The sequence below is a fragment of the Telluria sp. PB2R4 genome, assembly GCF_059685695.1.
This window is the reverse complement of sequence record NZ_JCASIC010000002.1, coordinates 398,345-415,933: the sequence shown is the minus strand read 5'-3', so window position 1 is coordinate 415,933 and position 17,589 is coordinate 398,345. Positions and strand designations below refer to the sequence as shown.

The window sequence follows — 17,589 nt, the reverse complement described above, 5'->3', positions numbered from 1 at the left end:
AGGCCTCAGTCCACCGCCGCCAGCCGCAGCTCGTCGGTATGATGGCGCTGCTGCTCTTCCATCACCATCACCCCCAGCTCGCGCTTGAGCGCATTGAATTCCGGCGCCGCCGGATCGCGCATGCGCGGGATCCCGACCAGCAGGTCGCGCTTGACCGTGCCCGGCCGGTAGGTCATCACGACGATGCGGTCGGCCAGGTACACCGCCTCCTCGATGCTGTGGGTGACGAAGAGGATGGTCTTCTTCAGCTCGGACCAGATGCGCAGCAGCTCGTCCTGCAGGTTGCGCCGGGTGAGCGCATCGAGGGCGCCGAAGGGCTCGTCCATCAGCATGATCGGCGAATCCAGGGCCAGCACACGCGCGATCGCCACCCGCTGGCGCATGCCGCCCGACAGGTCCTTGGGAAAGCGCTGGCGGAAATCGAGCAGCGACAGCATGCCCAGCAGCGCGCCGACCCGCTCCCGGATCTCGGCCCTGGAGATGCCCTTGATGTGCAGGCCGAAGCCGATGTTGTCCTCGACCGTCATCCAGGGAAACAGCGCGTACTCCTGGAACACCATGCCGCGGTCCGGCCCCGGCGCCGTGACCGGCGTGCCGTCGACCGTGATCAGGCCCGTGCTCGGCAGCGAGAAGCCGGCCACCGCATTGAGCAGGGTCGACTTGCCGCAGCCCGAAGGCCCGAGCAGGCAGGTGAACTGCCCGCGCGGGATCTCGAGCCGGATGTCCTGCAGCGCGGTGACCGTCCGGCCGCCGGTTTCGAATACCTTGTTCACGCCGTCGATGCGGATATGCGGCTCCTTCGGGGGAAAAGCCTCGGTTGCGTTCAGCGGTGCGTTCATGTCAGTGCTCCAGGCCGCGGTGCCAGCGCAGCAGATGGTTGTTGAGGCGGTTCACGGCGATGTCGATCGCCAGGCCGAGCATGCCGATGGTGATCATCCCGGCGATGATCTTGTCGGACCAGAAGTACTCGCGCGCCTCCAGGATGCGGAAGCCCAGCCCGTTGTTCACGGCGATCATCTCCGACACGATCACCACGATGAAGGCGGTGCCGATGCCGATCCGCACGCCGGACAGGATGTAGGGCACGGCGGCCGGCAGGATCACGCGCACGAACATGGTGAGGCCGCCGGCGCCGAGGTTGCGCGCCGCGCGCAGGTAGATGCCGTCGACGTGGCGCACCCCGGCGATGGTATTCATCAGCACCGGAAAGAAGGCCCCCAGCGCGATCAGGAACACCGCCGGCGGGTTGCCGAGCCCGAACCACAGGATCGCCAGCGGGATGTAGGCGATCGGCGGAATCGGACGCAGGATCTGCACCAGGGGGTTCATCCACGCATACACGACGGGGCTGGCGCCCATCGCCAGCCCGAGCGGCAGCGCCAGCCCTGCGCCGATGGCGAAGCCCACCACCACCCGCACCATGCTGGTATAGATGTCGATCGGCAGTTCGCCCGACAGCGCCCACGACCACCAGCCGCCCTCGGTATAGGCCTCGAACGGCATTAGCGGCAGCAGGTAGGCCACCCACTTGCGCCCGACGTCCAGCGGCGCCGGCAGCACCTGCGGGTTGACCCAGCCGTTCATGGCGACCCACTGCCACAGCAAAATCGCCGCCACCGGCACCACCGCGCCGACCGCGACTTCCGCCAAGCGCGCGCGGGGGCGCTTGCGCCGCTCTTGCGCACTGACTTGCGCATTGATCTGCGTATGCGTGTTCATGCCGCCTCCTTATTTCACGTCCAGGCTTTTCTTGGCCGCCACCAAGAGGTCGATGCGCACCCATTCCTGCGCCACCGGCGGCCTGGCCATGCGCCCTACCCCGGTGCGGACCATGGTGTCGGTGGTGGCCTGGATGTGCTCGGGCGTGATGTCGAAGGAATAAGGCGAATTGCGGATCGCATCGTTGAAGTCGTCGCTCGTGATCTGATTCTTGAAGATCACCTCGCGCACGTATTTCTCCGCCACCGACGGGCTGTCGATGAAGGTGCGGGTGGCCTCGACGAAGCAGCGCATGAACTTTTCCGCGAGCGGACGCCGTTCGCGGTAGAACTTCTCGGTCATGACCATGGTACGTATCGGCTCGCCGATCGGGGTGTCGTAGGGCTTGAGCACCTCGGCGCCGAAACCCTTGTTGATCGCCTGCGAAGACTGCGGCTCGGACTGCATCATGGCGTCGATCTGCTTGCCGAGCAGTGCCCCGTTCAGGTCGGCATAAGGCAGGAACACCAGCTGCACGTCCTTGCCGGGATTGGGATCGGCCTTGAGGCCGTGCTTGGCCAGCTGCGCCATCAGGAGCACCTCCTGGATCGCGCCGCGGGTCACGCCGACCCGTTTGCCCTTGAGCTGCTTGATGGTGCGGATGTCGAGCTCCGGCCGCGCCACCAGCCGCGCCCCGCCGCGGGCGAAGCCGGCCACCACCACGATCGGGGCGCCGCCGGCGCGGCCCGAGATCGCCGCCTCGGAGGCGGTCGCGCCGACGTCGAGTTCGCCGGCGATGATCGCCTGCATCACGTCCAGACCTTTCGGGAAGACCTTCTCCTCGACCCGGATGCCGCACTTCGGTGCGATCTCCTTGATGTACGACACCGCGCCGAAGTGCGCAAACTTGAGGTTGCCGAGCCGGACCACTTCCTGGGCCGCCACTCCGCCTGCTGCCAGCAGGGCGGTTGCGGCGAGAATGCTGCTGAATACCTTGATCATGCCAGTTTCTCCCTTGTGCAAGACAAATGGTGTCACCCGCGTCGGCCGCGATGAAACACGCGCGGCTCAGAGGACGATGCTGAAGGGAAATGGCCTGTAGGTACGTGACATGTATCAGTTACGGCAAGGTTTCCAAATGATCGAACGCACCACTCCGCACGAAAAACTGCGGTATATCGCTGCCGCGGTCGAACTCGGCGGCTCGTGCAAGGTAGAATGGCGGTTTTCCGAATGCCGTCGTATATATAGTCAGGTAGAACATGCTAGATAACCTTACCCAACGCCTAGCCAAGGTCGTCAAGACGATGCGCGGCGAGGCGCGCCTTACCGAGGCGAACACCGCCGAGATGCTGCGCGAAGTGCGCATGGCCCTGCTGGAAGCCGACGTGGCGCTGCCCGCGGTGCGCGAATTCATCGCCAAAGTGAAAGAAAAAGCGCTGGGCGAAGAAGTCATCGGCTCGCTCAGCCCGGGCCAGGCCCTGGTCGGCGTGGTGCAGCGCGAGCTGGCCGCCCTGATGGGCGCCGACCTCGGTCCCGAAGCGTCCCAGCTGTCGTTCGCCCAGCAGCCGCCGGCGATCATCCTGATGGCCGGCCTGCAGGGCGTGGGTAAAACCACTACCACCGGCAAGCTCGCCAAGTACCTCAAGGAACAGAAGAAGAAAAAGGTCCTGACCGTCTCGGCCGACGTCTACCGCCCTGCCGCGATCGCGCAACTGGAATCGGTGACGAAGCAGGTCGGCGCCGATTTCTTCCCGAGCACCGCGTCCGACAAGCCGGTCGACATCGCGCGCAATGCGCTCGACTGGGCCAGGAAGCACTACCACGACGTCCTGATCATCGACACCGCCGGCCGCCTCGGCATCGACGAAGCGATGATGCAGGAGATCGCCGCGGTGCACGCCGCCGTCAATCCGGTCGAGACCCTGTTCGTGGTCGACGCCATGCTGGGCCAGGATGCGATCAACACCGCCAAGGCCTTCAACGACGCGCTGCCGCTGACCGGCATCGTGCTGACCAAGCTCGATGGCGATTCGCGCGGCGGTGCGGCGCTGTCGGTGCGCCACGTGACCGGCAAGCCGATCAAGTTCGCCGGCGTGTCCGAGAAGCTCGATGGACTGGAGGCCTTCGATCCCTCGCGCATGGCCAACCGCGTGCTGGGCATGGGCGACATCCTGGCGCTGGTGGAAGAAGCGCGCAAGGGCGTCGACGCCGAAGCCGCGACCGAACTGGCCAACAAGATCAAGGGCGGCGGCCGTTTCGACATGAACGACTTCAAGGCGCAGCTCACCCAGATGAAGAAGATGGGCGGCATGTCCGGCCTCCTCGACAAGCTGCCGGCCCAGTTCCAGCAGGCGGCAAGCGGCGCCAACATGGACCAGGCCGAGAAGCAGGTGCGCCGCATGGTCGGCATCATCGATTCGATGACGCCGCTCGAACGCGCCAAGCCGGACCTGATCAAAGCCAATCGCAAGCGCCGCATCGCGGCCGGCGCCGGCGTGCAGGTCCAGGAAGTGAACCGCATGCTGAACCAGTACGACCAGATGCAGACCATGATGAAGAAGCTCAAAGGTGGCGGCCTGATGAAGATGATGCGCGGGATGAAGGGCATGATGCCCGGCATGCGCTGATCGACCGGCATCTTGAAGAAAGCCGCGCGGGCACTGGCCTCGCGCGGTTTTTTACGTTCTGGGGCCGGGTTTTTTCAATTGCGGTGCCGCGAGTGTGCGATAGCGCGCATTTCGGGGCTTATAAGAATGAAAAAATTTCGAAAAAGACTTGCATGAACAGTAAAAGGCCACCAATATAAGCCCGTGCGTCAATAACGCAACTTTCCCCGTGATCGTTTTAGGAGGCTTGAAGATGGCAACAGCCAAAAAATCCACCGCAGCGCCAGCCAAGAAAGCAGCCGCCACGCCGGCCGCAGCGGCAAAGCCTGCAGCAAAAAAAGCAGCTCCAGCAAAAGCAGCAGCAAAGCCAGCCGCGAAACCGGCCGCAGCTCGCAAGCCGAACGCCGCTTTCATGAAAGAGATGACCCCGTCGGGCGAACTGGCAGCAGTGGTCGGCAACAAGCCGCTGCCACGCACCGAGGTCACCAAGAAGGTCTGGGACTACATCAAGGCCCAGAACCTGCAAGACGCAGCAAACCGCCGCATGATCAACGCCGACGACAAGCTGAAGGCTGTCTTCGGTGGCAAGGCCCAGGTCTCGATGTTCGAAATGACCAAGCTCATTTCGGACCACCTGAAGTAAGCACTGGCTGGCTGTCCAGTAGCCTTGAAAGCAGAAAGCCCCGGGAGACCGGGGCTTTTTGTTTTGTGATCTGAGACCTGGTGACGTTCGTAGGGTGGGCGGCTTCGCCGCCCACGCGGTGATAGTTGGTCTACGAGCAGTCGCGCAGGCCATATCGCCCTGATTTGAACGCGTGGGCGGGATAACAGTCCACTGGACTGTTTTCCCCCCGCCCACCCTACAGGCCTGCCGCGGCCTTCATCAGGTGGAACACCTGCGTATTCTCCATCGTCCCCTTGAACGGCGCCGAGCCCGCCCCTAGGGCGTACAGCTTCACGTCCCCGCCCCCGTGCGACTCGTACACCGTGTGCACGCCCGCTTCCTGCTGGTAGTCGTCGGCCTGCGCGGCCGCGCTGTCGACATCCTGGCGCTGGTCCGGGCGTACCTTGCCGTTGCCGAAGACGAGTGCGGTGAAGGTCTTGCCGTCGGCGTCCTTCTTCGGCTGGCCGGTGGCGTAGTCGTGCACGATGTCGAGCACCTTGCTGCCGCGCTTCGGGTAGCCGTTCAGCACCATCGTGTGGTCATGGTCGGCCGTGATCACAATCAAGGTATTCTCCAGCCCCGGATCGATCTGGCGCATGCGGTCGATCGCGGCCTGGATCGCTTCGTCGAAGGCCACCGTGTCGGCCAGCGCATTCCTGGCATTGTTGTCGTGCAGGGCGTGGTCGATCTTGCCGCCTTCGACCATCAAGAAAAAGCCGTCCGGATCCTTTGACAGCAGCTCGATCGCCTTCAGCGCCATCTCGCTCAGGGTCGGCTGTTCCGGGCGGCGCGCCAGCGCATAGTCCATGTGGGTGTCGGCGCTGTAGATGCCGACGAACTTGCGGCCCGGACGCGCCGACATCATGCCGGCGCGGGTGTTGGCCACGGCATAACCCTGCGCCGCGAGCTCCGCCAGCAGGTCGCGCCCGTCCGCGCGGCCTTTCGGGTTACCGGTCTTGTCGAAAGGGGTGAAGTGGTGGCGCCCGCCCCCCATCAGGACGTCGACGCCGTCGCCCAGCGCCCGGTTGTAGCCCGCGCCGCCCGGCACGACCTGGCGCGCGATGCTGTAGGCCGCATCGCGGTGGCAGGCGTGCGAGAAGGTCGATGCCGGCGTGGCGTGGGTCAGCTCGGTGGTCGTGACCGCACCGACGGCCTTCCCGCGCGCCTTGGCCAGTTCGAGGATGGTCGGCACCACCTGGCCGTTGTTCTCGCCGCACTTGTCGACGGTGCGGTTGCCGTTGGCGTCGCGCTCCGGATCGATGGCGCGCGCATCCTTCATCGAGATGCCGTCCTGGTTGATCTTCACGCCGGTCATGTAGGCGCCCATCGACGGTGCGCTGTCGGTGGTCTGGAAGTCGTTCGAATAGGTCTTGAGACGCGCGGTGCGCTCCAGCCGTTCGAAGTTCAAGAGGCCGTCCTCGCCATGCTTGAAAATGCGCGCGGCGGTGATCGTGGTCGGGCCCATGCCGTCGCCGAGGAAGAAAATGATGTTCTTGGCCTGCGGCGCGCCCAAGGCGCAGCTGCTTGCCAGGCTCGCGGCCAGCAGGAAATTGAGTCGTTTGTTCATGGTGGTTCCCTTACAGGCCGGCGGCGTTCTTGATCAGGCCGAAGACGCGGGTGTTGTCGATGGTGCCGCGGAACAGCTCCGCACCGGCGCCGGCGGCGCCCAGGTAGACGTCGGTGCCGCCATGCGTTTCGGCGCCGGCGCGCGTGCGCACCACCGCTTCCTGGTGGTAGTCGTCGCGCGTCACGATCTCGTCGGTGAGCGCCGGCTTGCTTCCGCGCGGACCATTGGTGCGGTTCTCGCCGGTGCCGAAGCCGATGATGGTGAACGGACGGCCATCCTTGTCCAGCTTCGGGCTGCCGTCGCCGTTGCGCACCAGGCCCAGCACGCCCGGGTTGGTGGGCGTGGTCTTGCCGGTGCGGACCGTGTAGCCGTTCAGGAGCAGCGTGTGGTCATGGTCGGCGGTGGCGACGATCAGGGTGTTCTTCAGGCCAGGGTCGAGCGCCTCCATCTTGTCGAGCGCGGCTTGCATGGCGTCGTTGTACGACACGGTTTCCTGCAACGCGCGCTTAGCCGTTGTGGCGTGCAGCGCGTGGTCGATCAGGCCGCCCTCGACCACCAGGAAGAAGCCCTTGCCGCCGCTGCCCGCGTGCGGCGCCAGCAGGTCGATGGCCTTGCGCGTCATCTCGGTCAGGCTCGGCTGCTTCGCCTGGTCGCGGGTGGCGTCGTAGTCCATGTGGTTGGCGGCGAACAGGCCGATGGCCGGCTGCTGCGGATCGACGCCCAGCGTATTCAGTTGCGCCGTGTTCGACACCACGCGGAAGCCCTGTTTGCCCAGTTCGGCCAGCAGGTCGCGGTTGTCGGCGCGCTTGCCGCCCGCGGCGAAGGGGGTGAAGAACTGGCGCCCGCCGCCGAACACGACGTCCAGTCCGCGCGGCCCCAGTGCGCCGTTGTAGCCGGCGCCGCCCGGCACCAGCATCGCGGCGAAGTCGGTCTCGAGCTTACGGTGGCAGGCGTGGCCGTATGCGGATGCTGGAGTAGCGTCGGTGACGCTGGTGTTGGTGACGATGCCGAGCGCCATGCCGCGGCGGCGCGCCAGTTCCAGCAGCGTGGCGGCGGGTGTGCCGCGTTCACATTGGCTGACCAGGGCATTGCCGTTGGCGTCCTTGGCCGGGGCGATCGAACGGGTGCCGAAGGACATCGAGATCACGCCGTTGTTATGCTTCACGCCGGTCATGTAGGCAGCCATGGCGGCGGCGCTGTCGGTGACCATCGCGTCGTTCGAGAAGGTCTTCACGAAGGCCGATTCGGGCAGGCGGTCGATGGTGAGCTCGCCCTCTTCGCCGGCATGGAAGATGCGCGCGGCGGTAAGCGTGTTCAGGCCCAGGCCGTCGCCGAGGAAGAAGACCACGTTCCTGGCGCGCTCTTGGTACTGGGGCTGGGCGGGTGACTGTGAAGCGGGCGGCACGGCGGCACATCCTGCCAGCGCGGCAAGCAGCGCGGCGCCGGCGAGGGGGGACAATCGCATGGGAACCTCTACGTCTGGAAAGCGAAGAGTTTACACCTTGCCATGTGCATATGGCGGTTTGAAATGTTGCAGAATTGTTCCAACGGCGCTCACGCGGCCGGCTTGAATTCCCACTTCTTCCATGCCGCCAGCACCGCATTCGGATACTGCGGCTTGCCGCGGCTGCCGTTGTAGCGTCCCAGGGCGAGATACAGGTTGCCCTTTTCCATGTCGATGTACATGCGCAGGATCGCGCAGCCGTAGCGCAGGTTGGTCTGCATGTTGAACAACATGCGGCGGTCGCTGTCGCCGATCACCTTGGTCCAGAACGGCATCACCTGCATGTAGCCGCGTGCGCCGGCGATCGAGATCGCGTACTTGCGGTAGGCCGATTCGACCTGGATCAGGCCGAGCACCAAGGCCGGATCCAGGCCGGCGCGGGCCGACTCGTACCAGACCGTCTCCAGGAATTCAGTGCGCGAGAGCTGGTCGGGAATGCGCTTGGCGAGGCGCTTCGACATCTCGTCGAACCAGGCCTGGTAGTGCGCCCGCACCGCCGCGTCGCGCAGCACGGGCTTGGGCGGGCGGCTGTCGTGGATGGCATTGGCCAGGGCGAGGCGGACCGAGTCAGCCATCGCCTCTTCTTTCTGGTTACCCGCATGCGCGGGTCCGCCGAGCAGGAGCGCGCTGGCCAACAGCGCGCTCGCTAGCCAAGGCGGCAGGCTGACGACGTTCACTTGCCCAGCTTGCCCTTGATGAAGGCGACCATGCCGTCGACCGGCACGCTGGTGGCGGCGTCGTCGCGGCGGCCCTGGTATTCCAGGTTGCCTTCCTTGAGGCCGCGCTCGCCGATCACGACGCGGTGCGGCACGCCGATCAGCTCCCAGTCGGCGAACATCGCGCCCGGACGGAGGCCGCGGTCGTCGACGATCACATCGATGCCGGCGGCCTGCAGGTCGGCGTACAGTTTCTCGACCTGCTCCTTGACCATCTCGCTGCGGTCCAGGCCCATCGGGCACAGCACCAGCTCGAACGGCGCGATGGCGTCCGGCCAGACGATGCCCTTGTCGTCGAAGTTCTGCTCGATGGCCGCGCCCAGGATGCGGGTCACGCCGATGCCGTAGCAGCCCATCTGCAGCGGGGCAGGCTTGCCGTTTTCATCCAGGAAGGTGGCGCCCATCGCTTCCGAATACGCGGTACCGAGCTGGAACACGTGGCCCACTTCGATGCCGCGCTCGATCGCCAGCACGCCTTTGCCGTCCGGCGACGCGTCGCCTTCGACCACGTTGCGCAGGTCGGCAACCAGGGGCTCGGCGCAGTCGCGGCCCCAGTTGGCGCCCGTGTAGTGGTAGTCCACCTCGTTGGCGCCGCAGACGAAATCGGCCATGTTGGCGACGCTGCGGTCGGCCACCACGGTGACCGGCAGCCTGGTACCGATCGGACCGAGGTAGCCCGGCACGGTGCCATACACTTCCTGGATCTCGGCTTCGGTCGAGAAGCGGAAGTCCTTCAGGCCGGCGACCTTGTTGACCTTGATCTCGTTGAGTTCATGGTCGGCGCGCAGCAGCAGCAGGAAGTAGGTCTTCTTGCCCTCGTTCTCGACGGTCAGGGCGATGCTCTTGACGTGCTGCTGGAGCGGGATGTTCAAGAGCTCGGACACGGCTTCGCATTTGGTCTTGCCCGGGGTCGCCGTCCTGGTGAGCGCCTGGGTGCCTGCGGCGCGCTCGCCGCTGGCCAGGGCTTCGGCCGCTTCCATGTTGGCGGCGTAATCCGAATCCGGGCAGTACACCAGCGCGTCTTCGCCGGTGCTGGCGATGACGTGGAATTCATGCGAGCCGGTGCCGCCGATGGCGCCGTTGTCGGCCGCCACCGCGCGGAACTTCAGGCCAAAGCGATTGAAGATGCGCGTGTACGCCTCGAACATATTCTCGTAGGACTTCTGCATGCCCTCGACGTCGCGGTCGAAGGAATACGCATCCTTCATCGTGAACTCGCGGCCGCGCATCAGGCCGAAGCGCGGGCGGCGCTCGTCGCGGAACTTGGTCTGGATGTGATAGAAGTTGATCGGCAGCTGGCGGTACGACTTGAGCTCGCTGCGCACGACGTCGGTGACGACTTCTTCCGAGGTCGGCTGGATCGCGAACTCGCGGCCGTGGCGGTCTTTCACGCGCATCAGCTCGGGGCCCATCTTGTCCCAGCGTCCGGTCTCCTGCCACAGTTCGGCCGGCTGCACGAGCGGCATCAGCAGTTCGATCGCGCCCGCCTTGTTCATTTCTTCGCGGATGATGTTCTCGACCTTGCGGATGACGCGCAAGCCGGTGGGCATGTAGGTATAGATGCCCGAGCCGAGGCGCTTGATCATCCCGGCGCGCATCATCAGTTGGTGGCTGACGATTTCCGCGTCGGAAGGCGCTTCTTTAAGCGTTGAAATAAAAAATCGTGAGGCGCGCATATCCGTGAATTCTTTTTAAAAAGAGAGAGTTATAATCGACCTAATTTTAAAGGATTAGCTGGCTGATGCGTCCAATCTTTCTACAAATGGGTCCGGAACAAGCATCACTCACCTTGTCGGCAAGCAGCCGGCCGGGTGGGCAAGGCACTTTGTGGGTAAAAATATAAGGGTTGCAAGGCCGGCAGAAAGTTTCGAGGTGCACTTATGCTCGATCGTGAAGGGTTTCGCCCCAACGTCGGCATCATCCTGCTGAACGCCAATAACGAGGTGTGGTGGGGCAAGCGGGTGCGTGAGCACTCGTGGCAATTTCCGCAAGGGGGTATCAAGTACGGCGAGACACCAGAGCAGGCGATGTACCGCGAGCTCGAGGAAGAAATCGGCCTGCGCCAGGAGCACGTCAAGATCGTGGGGCGTACCCGCGACTGGCTGCGCTATGAAGTGCCCGATCACTTCATCAAGCGCGAGATCCGCGGCCACTACCGTGGCCAGAAGCAGATCTGGTTCCTGCTGCGCATGGTAGCGCGCGATAACGACGTCAACCTGCGCCTGACCGACCATCCCGAGTTCGATGCCTGGCGCTGGCACGACTACTGGGTGCCGCTGGACGTGGTAATCGAGTTCAAGCGCGATGTCTACCAGCGCGCCCTGCAGGAATTGTCGCGCTTCATTACGTGGCCGGCACGGGGCCCGCATGGCGAGCGCCGCCACAGCGCGCGCTACCTGCGCCAGCCGCATGGGCGTGCGCAGGGCGCCGGCAAGGCGGCTGCGCAACAGCCTGCATTGGCTGCGACGGCTGCTACGGCAGCCGAGCCGTCCGCGCCGGATTCGCTGGTGCTGGCGCCGGACGAGTAAGTCCGCCGCAGGTGGGGAGCGTGCTCCCCACCTTTTTCTCCCGCCGCGCTCGCGGCGGGCGTCTTTGCGCGTCCCGCACTTTTATTCCGACGCGGCTTATGCCGGCTGAATTGCCATATGCAAATATTGCCATGACAATGGCTGGATGACGCCATTCACCCGCCTGCTGGCCTGCGCCGCCCTGCTCCTCCCATCCTCGTCGCATGCGCTGGGGGCGGATGCGCCCAAGGGCTGCAAATACGTGAATGTCGCGAGCGTCCCGGTGCACTACACCGGCCCCTCCCTGGACCTGACCATGGAAGGCTCGCTCAACGGCACACCGGCCAAGCTGCTGGTCGACACCGGCGCCTTCGAAACGCTCCTGACACGCACCGGCACCGAGCCGCGCGGCATGTCGCTACGCAACAGCGGACAAACCGCTACCGGCATCGGCGGCTGGAGCCGCATCTACCTGACCCGCTTCAAGGAATTCCGCGCCGGCCCGGCCACTGCCAAAAACGGCACGCTCAGGGTCATCCAGGACTTCGGCTCGGCGCCCTCCTACGACGGCATTGCCGGCGCGCCTTTCCTGCTGCAGGCCGACCTTGAATTCTCGCTGGCTGAAAAACAGCTCCGCTTCTTCCGCCCGCTCGACTGCGGGAAGGAATTCCTGGCCTACTGGGACCCGCAGGCAACCGTCCTGCCCTTCGAGTCCAGTGACGAGAAGAATCCGAATCCCCGTTTCACGGTCCTGTTGAACGGCAAGAAGCTGAGCGCCAAGATCGACAGCGGCGCCTCGAGCACCGTGGTCACGCTCGCCGCCGCCAAGCGCGCCGGCCTCAAGCTCGACGCGCCCGGCACCGAACGCGCCGGCTACAGCGTCGGCGTCGGCGAAGCCCGGGTGGCGCGCTGGGTCACCGTGTTCGACAAACTGGAACTGGGCGCCGAGACCATCCACAATGCGCAGGTCGCCGTCATCGACACCGAGCTGACCAGTGTCGACCTCCTGCTCGGGGTGGACTTCCTGCGTTCGCACCGGGTCCTGTTCGCCATGAGCCAGGAAAAGCTCTACATCAGCTACATCGGCGGCGAGCCGCTGGGACAGCGGCGCGGCATCGAGCCCTGGATGCAGCAGGAGGCGGACGGCGGCAACACGGATGCCCAAATGATGCTGTCCGTGCTCCACGGCGCCGGCCGGGGCGTGGCGCGCGACCCGGTCCAGTCCAAGGCCTGGCTCGAGCGCGCCGCGGCCGGCGACAACGCCTTCGCCAACTTCCACATCGGACGCGGCCACATGCCGCGGCGCCAGTATGCGCTGGCGGCCCGGCACCTGCGCCTGGGCCTCGACAAACTGCCGGGCGACCGCACTGCCGCCCTCTGGCTGTACCTGGCGCGCCTGCACCTGGGCGAAGGCGAGGCCGCCAGGGCCGACCTGGCCAAGGCCTTCGCGCGCGACGACAATGACCAGTGGCCGAATCCGGTCGCGCGCCACTTCCTCGGCAAGGTGAACGAGGAAGAACTGCTGGACGAAGCGCGCGACGACAAGGCACGCGCCAGGGGCCAGGTCTGCCTGGCCAAGACCATGATGGGAGAACATGCGGCGGCCATGGGCGACATGGAAAAGGCCAGGTCGATCATGTTCCATCGCCCGGAATGCGGGCCGCCGTCCGCGCCTGCGGAAAAGGCATCCTGAAGCAGACGGCGGCGGGAAGCGCTAGAATGCCCGCTTCCCGCCTTTTTCCGCCTCGCCATGTTCACTCCGTCTTCGCACGACGTGCGCCGCTTTTTCTGCGACGCCCTGCGCAAGCAGCGCAATAACGAGATCCTGAGCCCGATGGACGCCATCGCCGCCGACTGGATCGTCCAGCACCCCGAATACCATGCCGAACTCGAGGACGTGGAAGCGGCGATCGCGCGCGACTATGCGGTCGAGGGCGGCAAGCCGAACCCCTTCCTGCACCTGTCGATGCACCTGTCGATCGCCGAGCAGGTGTCGATCGACCAGCCGCGCGGCATCAAGGCCGCGCACGACCTGCTGGTCGGCCGCATCGGCGAACACGATGCGCACCACGAGATCATGGAGTGTCTCGGTGAAATGATCTGGAAGTCGCAGCGGGGCGGCGTACCGCCGGACACCGAGGCGTATATCGACTGCGTACGTCGGCGCGCCACGCGCTGAGATCGGCACGACATGATTCAACAATGCGGCACATGCCGCATTTTTTGTATCATGTTCCATGATTGCAACAGTATCCCCGGTGTACATATAAATTGCACAAGGATATGCAGGACGGATTGCAACGAAGGAAATGTTCCTCGTAGTATTGCTGGATGAACACGATCCTTTGTCGCGCTTCGATGCGCCTGCTGCTGGGCGCGACCTGCGCCCTCCTGCCCCTCGCCCACGCCGCCGCCCAGGAGGCCAAGTGTACCTATACCCCGATCGGTAAACTGCCGCTCAGGTACAGCGGCCCCAGCCTGGAGATCACCACCGAGGGCACCATCAACGGCAGCCCGGCCGAACTGCTGGTCGACACCGGCGCCTACGCGACCGTCCTGACGCGGACCGGCACCGAGCGGCGCGGCATCCGCCTGTACGCCACCGGCAGGCATGCGGCGGGTTTCGGCGGCACGTCGCCGATCTATGCCGTTATCGTCAATGAGTTCATCGTCGGGCCGGTGCGCGCCGGGCGCAGCAACATGCCCGTGATCGGCAGCTTCGGCGACACCCCGACCTACGACGGCATCCTCGGTGCACCCTTCCTGTTCCAGACCGACGTCGAGATTTCGCTGGCGACCAAGCAGCTGACCTTCTTCGTCCCCGAGAAATGCGGCGGCACCTACCTGGGGTACTGGGGCCAGGACGTGCAGGACATTCCGCTGCGGCGCCATAACGAAGAAGATCACAAGAATCCCAAGTTCTTCGTGCGCATCAACGGCAAGGAACTGGAAGCGATGATCGACACCGGGGCCGCCTTCAGCCTGATCACCGCCGACGCCGCCAAGCGCGCCGGCATCGACCTCAACGGTCCCGGCGTCACGCGCGGCACCGACATCGGCGGCATTGGCGACCACTCGGCCTCGCGCTGGCACGCGAAAGTCAAATTCCAGATCGGCGAAGAAACCGTCGAGAACGCCGACATGGGGGTGGAAAACTCCGGCCTGAACATGGCCGACGTGATCCTGGGCGCCGATTTCCTGCGCGCCCACCGCGTGCTGTTCGCGATGAGCCAGAACAAGCTGTACTTCTCGTACGTGGGTGGCGCGCCCTTCGGCCAGCGCCGCACGCTCGAGCCCTGGGTCGTGGCCGAGGCGGAAGGCGGCAACGCCGACGCCCAGTTCACCATGGCCCGCGCCTACCGCAGCGGCAAGCTGGTGGCGCAGGACAAGGGGCGCGCAGACGAGTGGCTGGAAAAGGCCGCCAGGAGCGGCAGCGGACACGCCAACCTGTACACCGGACACAAGCTGCTGGCGCAGCGCGACTATGCGGGCGCAGCAAGCCGCCTGCGCAGTGGGCTCGACAAGCTGCCGGCCGAGCGCCACGGCGCCCTGTGGCTGTACATCGCCCGCGTGCGCGCCGGCCAGGCGGAGCTGGCGAAGTCGGAACTGGCCGCCATCTTCGCACGCACCGAGAACGCCGAATGGCCCAAGCCGATCGGCGAGTTCTACCTCGGCCAGCTCAGCGCCGACAAGCTGCTGGCGCGGGCGGGCGATGCCAGCAGCGAAGGCAAGGAGCGCCGCTGTGAAGCGCTGGCGGCGATCGGCGACTGGTACCGGGCGCATGCGCAGCCGGAGGGGGTGAAAACCATCGACGCCCAGATCGCGGCCAGCTGCACCACGGACGAGCTGACCTATACAAAACTGGGCGACTGATCGCTACGCGATTCAGCCGAGCTTGTCGTCGGCGACGTGGTAGCGCGGGTCTTCCGGCAGGTTCACCTCGATCATGTCGCGGGCGCGCTCGAGCAGCTCGCGGCAGTCCGGGCTCAGGTGGCGCAGGTGCAGGCGCTTGCCGAGCTGGCGGTAGCGCTCGGCCAGCGCATCGATGGCCTGGATCGCCGAATGGTCGACCACGCGCGCGCGCAGGAATTCGATCACCACGTCCTGCGGATCGTCCCTGGGCGTGAACAGCGCCTGGAACCCGCTCACCGACGCGAAGAACAGCGTGCCTTCCAGCTCGTAGACCTTCCAGCCGCGCTGGTCCACGCCCGTGGCGACGCGGATCTGCTTCGCATGCTGCCAGGCGAACACCAGCGCCGATACGACCACCCCGGCCAGCACCGCCACCGCCAGGTCGAAGGCCAGCGTGATGCCGGCCACCAGCAAGATCACCAGCGCGTCCGCCCTCGGCACCTTGCCGAACAGGCGGAAAGTGCCCCACTCGAAGGTCTTCTCGCAGACCACGAACATCACGCCGATCAGCGCCGCCAGCGGGATCTGCTCGATCCACGCCGACCCGACCAGGATGAAGGAGAGCAGGAACGCTGAGGCCACGATGCCCGACAGGCGCCCGGTACCGCCGCTGTTCACGTTGATCATGCTCTGGCCGATCAGCGCGCAACCACCCATGCCCCCAAAAAAGCCGGTAACGACGTTGGCCGCGCCCAGCGCCAGGCATTCACGGTTCGGCTGGCCGCGGGTATCGGTGATCTCGTCGATCAGGGTCAAGGTCAGGAGCGACTCGATCAGGCCGACGCCGGCCAGCACCAGCGCATACGGGAAGACGATGCGCAGGGTGTCCAGGTTCCACGGCACCTCGGGCACGGCAAAGCCGGGCAGTCCGCCCGCGATCGAGCCGAGGTCGCCCACGGTCCTGGTGTCGATGCCCAGCAGCGCGCAGCCGGCGCTGGCCAGCAGGATGCCGACCAGGGTGCTCGGAACCGCCCTGGTGAAGCGCGGCGTGATGTAGATGACCGCCATGGTGACGGCGACGATGGCCAGCATGGTGGCGAGTTCCGCGCCGCCCATCCACTGCAGCGTGCCATCCGGTCCCGGCGTCTTGAAGTGGCCGAACTGGGCGACGAAGATCACCAGCGCCAATCCGTTGACGAAGCCGAGCATGACTGGGTGCGGCACCATGCGGATGAATTTACCCAGGCGGGCGGCGGCGAACAACAGCTGCAGCACGCCCATCAGCACGACCGCGGCAAACAGATACTGCGGCCCGTGCTGCACCACCAGCGCCACCATCACCACCGCCAGCGATCCGGCCGCGGCCGAGATCATGCCCGGGCGGCCGCCGAAGCTGGAAGTAATGAAGGACACCAGCACCGCCGCATACAGGCCGGTGAGCGGCGAGACCTGGGCCACCAGGGCAAAGGCGATCGCTTCGGGAACGAGTGCGAGGGCGACGGTCAGTCCGCTGAGCAGGTTGGTTTTGATGTGGGAGGGGGACAAGGAGGCCATGGATTCCGTCAATACAAAAACAAAATCCCCCCGCCGGCTGCCCGGTCGGGGGGATCGACAGTTTACCAGCCTCGTGCCGGAACCGCCTGAAGCGTGTTACTTGCTCACCACAAAATGCGACGGCAGGCTGGCCAGGTAAGCGCCGATGTCGGCCATGTCCTTGTTCGACAGCGGCTGCACCTGTCCTGCCATGATCGGGTTGGTACGGCCGTTGGCGCCGGCGCCGCGCTTGTAGGTGCGCAGGGCGTGGGCCAGGTAGTCGGCATGCTGGCCCGCCAGCTTCGGATAGCTCGGGTCGATCGGCTTGTTGTAGTCGGCGCCGTGGCACGACGCGCAGTTGTATTTCTTGGCCAGGGCCTCGCCGCGCGAAACGTCGGCGGCCGAGGCAAAGGTGGAGACACTGCAGCAAAAGGCGCCGGCAAGCAGCGTATAGATCAGTTTTTTCATTGGCTGGTCCTTAGCGTTTGGCCGTGGCGGGAGTCTGCTGCGCATAGTAAGCGGCGACGTCGGCGATGTCCTGGTCGCTCAGCGAGGCGGCGATACCCATCATCGACGGGTTCTTGCGTTCGCCCTTGCGGTAGGCCTTCAGTGCGCTTTCGATGTACTTGGCCGACTGGCCGCCGATCATGGGAACCGGGAAGACTTCGGGGAAGCCCGCCTTGTAGCCCGGGATGCCGTGGCAGCCGATGCACATTTCGATCTTGGCCGGTGCTGCTTTCGGATTGCCGACAACTTCCGCGGCGGCCGCGGTCGTGGTGGCGGCGCTGGCGGCAAACGCTGCCAATACCAGTACTGCTAAAGATGTTTTCATGGGTGTGGCTCGTTAGTTGTAATTCGAATACCGCAAACGCACAAAAAGTTAGCAAATGGACTAACAACCTGTCGATTCTATCCGAAGAGTTGTCCCCAGTCTACAAA

General features: G+C 65.3%; 16 protein-coding genes. 6 read left to right on the top strand and 10 right to left on the bottom strand.

Features of this window, described 5'->3' with window-relative positions:
* Positions 1–5: 5 nt before the first annotated feature.
* From AC56LU_RS05355 to AC56LU_RS05345, 3 genes are read right to left on the bottom strand one after another with little or no spacing between them, the layout of a single operon-like run.
* The gene (locus AC56LU_RS05355) at positions 6–839 is read right to left on the bottom strand and encodes an ABC transporter ATP-binding protein (protein WP_497174573.1); all 834 of its coding nucleotides are present in this window, start codon (positions 837–839) and stop codon (positions 6–8) included.
* A gap of 1 nt (position 840) precedes the next feature.
* Positions 841–1,719, bottom strand: a complete 879-nt coding sequence (locus tag AC56LU_RS05350; RefSeq protein WP_497174572.1) for an ABC transporter permease — start codon at positions 1,717–1,719, stop codon at positions 841–843.
* A 9-nt stretch (positions 1,720–1,728) separates the two neighbouring features.
* The gene (locus AC56LU_RS05345; RefSeq protein WP_497174571.1) at positions 1,729–2,700 is read right to left on the bottom strand and encodes an ABC transporter substrate-binding protein; all 972 of its coding nucleotides are present in this window, start codon (positions 2,698–2,700) and stop codon (positions 1,729–1,731) included.
* 260 nt (positions 2,701–2,960) lie between these two features.
* Here AC56LU_RS05345 and ffh point away from each other — a divergent pair, with 260 nt between their 5' ends.
* On the top strand, positions 2,961–4,328 hold the full coding sequence (ffh, locus tag AC56LU_RS05340; protein ID WP_497174570.1) for a signal recognition particle protein: 1,368 nt from the start codon (positions 2,961–2,963) through the stop codon (positions 4,326–4,328).
* Between the two features lie 232 nt (positions 4,329–4,560).
* Positions 4,561–4,950, top strand: a complete 390-nt coding sequence (locus AC56LU_RS05335) for an SWIB/MDM2 domain-containing protein (protein ID WP_497174569.1) — start codon at positions 4,561–4,563, stop codon at positions 4,948–4,950.
* Between the two features lie 217 nt (positions 4,951–5,167).
* Here AC56LU_RS05335 and AC56LU_RS05330 read toward each other — a convergent pair whose 3' ends face one another.
* The 4 genes from AC56LU_RS05330 to AC56LU_RS05315 all read right to left on the bottom strand — a co-directional run bounded on the left by AC56LU_RS05330 (position 5,168) and on the right by AC56LU_RS05315 (position 10,434).
* Entirely contained in the window at positions 5,168–6,538 is a 1,371-nt protein-coding gene (locus AC56LU_RS05330; protein ID WP_497174568.1) for an alkaline phosphatase, read from the bottom strand.
* A 10-nt stretch (positions 6,539–6,548) separates the two neighbouring features.
* Entirely contained in the window at positions 6,549–8,003 is a 1,455-nt protein-coding gene (locus AC56LU_RS05325; protein ID WP_497174567.1) for an alkaline phosphatase, read from the bottom strand.
* 89 nt (positions 8,004–8,092) lie between these two features.
* Positions 8,093–8,719 (bottom strand): lytic transglycosylase domain-containing protein, encoded by a 627-nt coding sequence (locus tag AC56LU_RS05320; RefSeq protein ID WP_497174566.1) that lies wholly within the window; start codon positions 8,717–8,719, stop codon positions 8,093–8,095.
* A complete protein-coding gene (locus AC56LU_RS05315; RefSeq protein WP_497174565.1) occupies positions 8,716–10,434 on the bottom strand; it encodes a proline--tRNA ligase in 1,719 nt (572 codons plus the stop codon). The genes AC56LU_RS05320 and AC56LU_RS05315 overlap by 4 nt, the downstream gene beginning before the upstream one ends.
* Positions 10,435–10,638: 204 nt before the next feature.
* Here AC56LU_RS05315 and AC56LU_RS05310 point away from each other — a divergent pair, with 204 nt between their 5' ends.
* The 4 genes from AC56LU_RS05310 to AC56LU_RS05295 all read left to right on the top strand — a co-directional run bounded on the left by AC56LU_RS05310 (position 10,639) and on the right by AC56LU_RS05295 (position 15,138).
* Positions 10,639–11,286, top strand: coding sequence for an RNA pyrophosphohydrolase (locus AC56LU_RS05310; RefSeq protein ID WP_497174564.1), 648 nt, complete (start codon positions 10,639–10,641; stop codon positions 11,284–11,286).
* A gap of 145 nt (positions 11,287–11,431) precedes the next feature.
* Complete coding sequence (locus tag AC56LU_RS05305; RefSeq protein ID WP_497174563.1) at positions 11,432–12,958, top strand: aspartyl protease family protein; 1,527 nt, start codon at positions 11,432–11,434, stop codon at positions 12,956–12,958.
* A gap of 57 nt (positions 12,959–13,015) precedes the next feature.
* Positions 13,016–13,444 carry a DUF1841 family protein gene (locus AC56LU_RS05300; protein ID WP_497174562.1) on the top strand — a complete coding sequence of 143 codons (429 nt, stop codon included), beginning with the start codon at positions 13,016–13,018 and terminating at the stop codon, positions 13,442–13,444.
* Positions 13,445–13,596: 152 nt separating this feature from the next.
* Positions 13,597–15,138: an aspartyl protease family protein gene (locus AC56LU_RS05295; protein ID WP_497174561.1), complete on the top strand. Its 1,542-nt coding sequence runs from the start codon at positions 13,597–13,599 to the stop codon at positions 15,136–15,138.
* 12 nt (positions 15,139–15,150) lie between these two features.
* Here the strand turns inward: AC56LU_RS05295 and AC56LU_RS05290 are convergent, their stop codons facing one another.
* The 3 genes from AC56LU_RS05290 to AC56LU_RS05280 form a co-directional block, all read right to left on the bottom strand.
* Positions 15,151–16,671 carry a SulP family inorganic anion transporter gene (locus tag AC56LU_RS05290; protein ID WP_497174560.1) on the bottom strand — a complete coding sequence of 507 codons (1,521 nt, stop codon included), beginning with the start codon at positions 16,669–16,671 and terminating at the stop codon, positions 15,151–15,153.
* Between the two features lie 96 nt (positions 16,672–16,767).
* Positions 16,768–17,118, bottom strand: a complete 351-nt coding sequence (locus AC56LU_RS05285; RefSeq protein WP_497174559.1) for a c-type cytochrome — start codon at positions 17,116–17,118, stop codon at positions 16,768–16,770.
* A 10-nt stretch (positions 17,119–17,128) separates the two neighbouring features.
* Positions 17,129–17,482 (bottom strand): c-type cytochrome, encoded by a 354-nt coding sequence (locus tag AC56LU_RS05280; RefSeq protein ID WP_497174558.1) that lies wholly within the window; start codon positions 17,480–17,482, stop codon positions 17,129–17,131.
* Positions 17,483–17,589 lie beyond the last annotated feature (107 nt).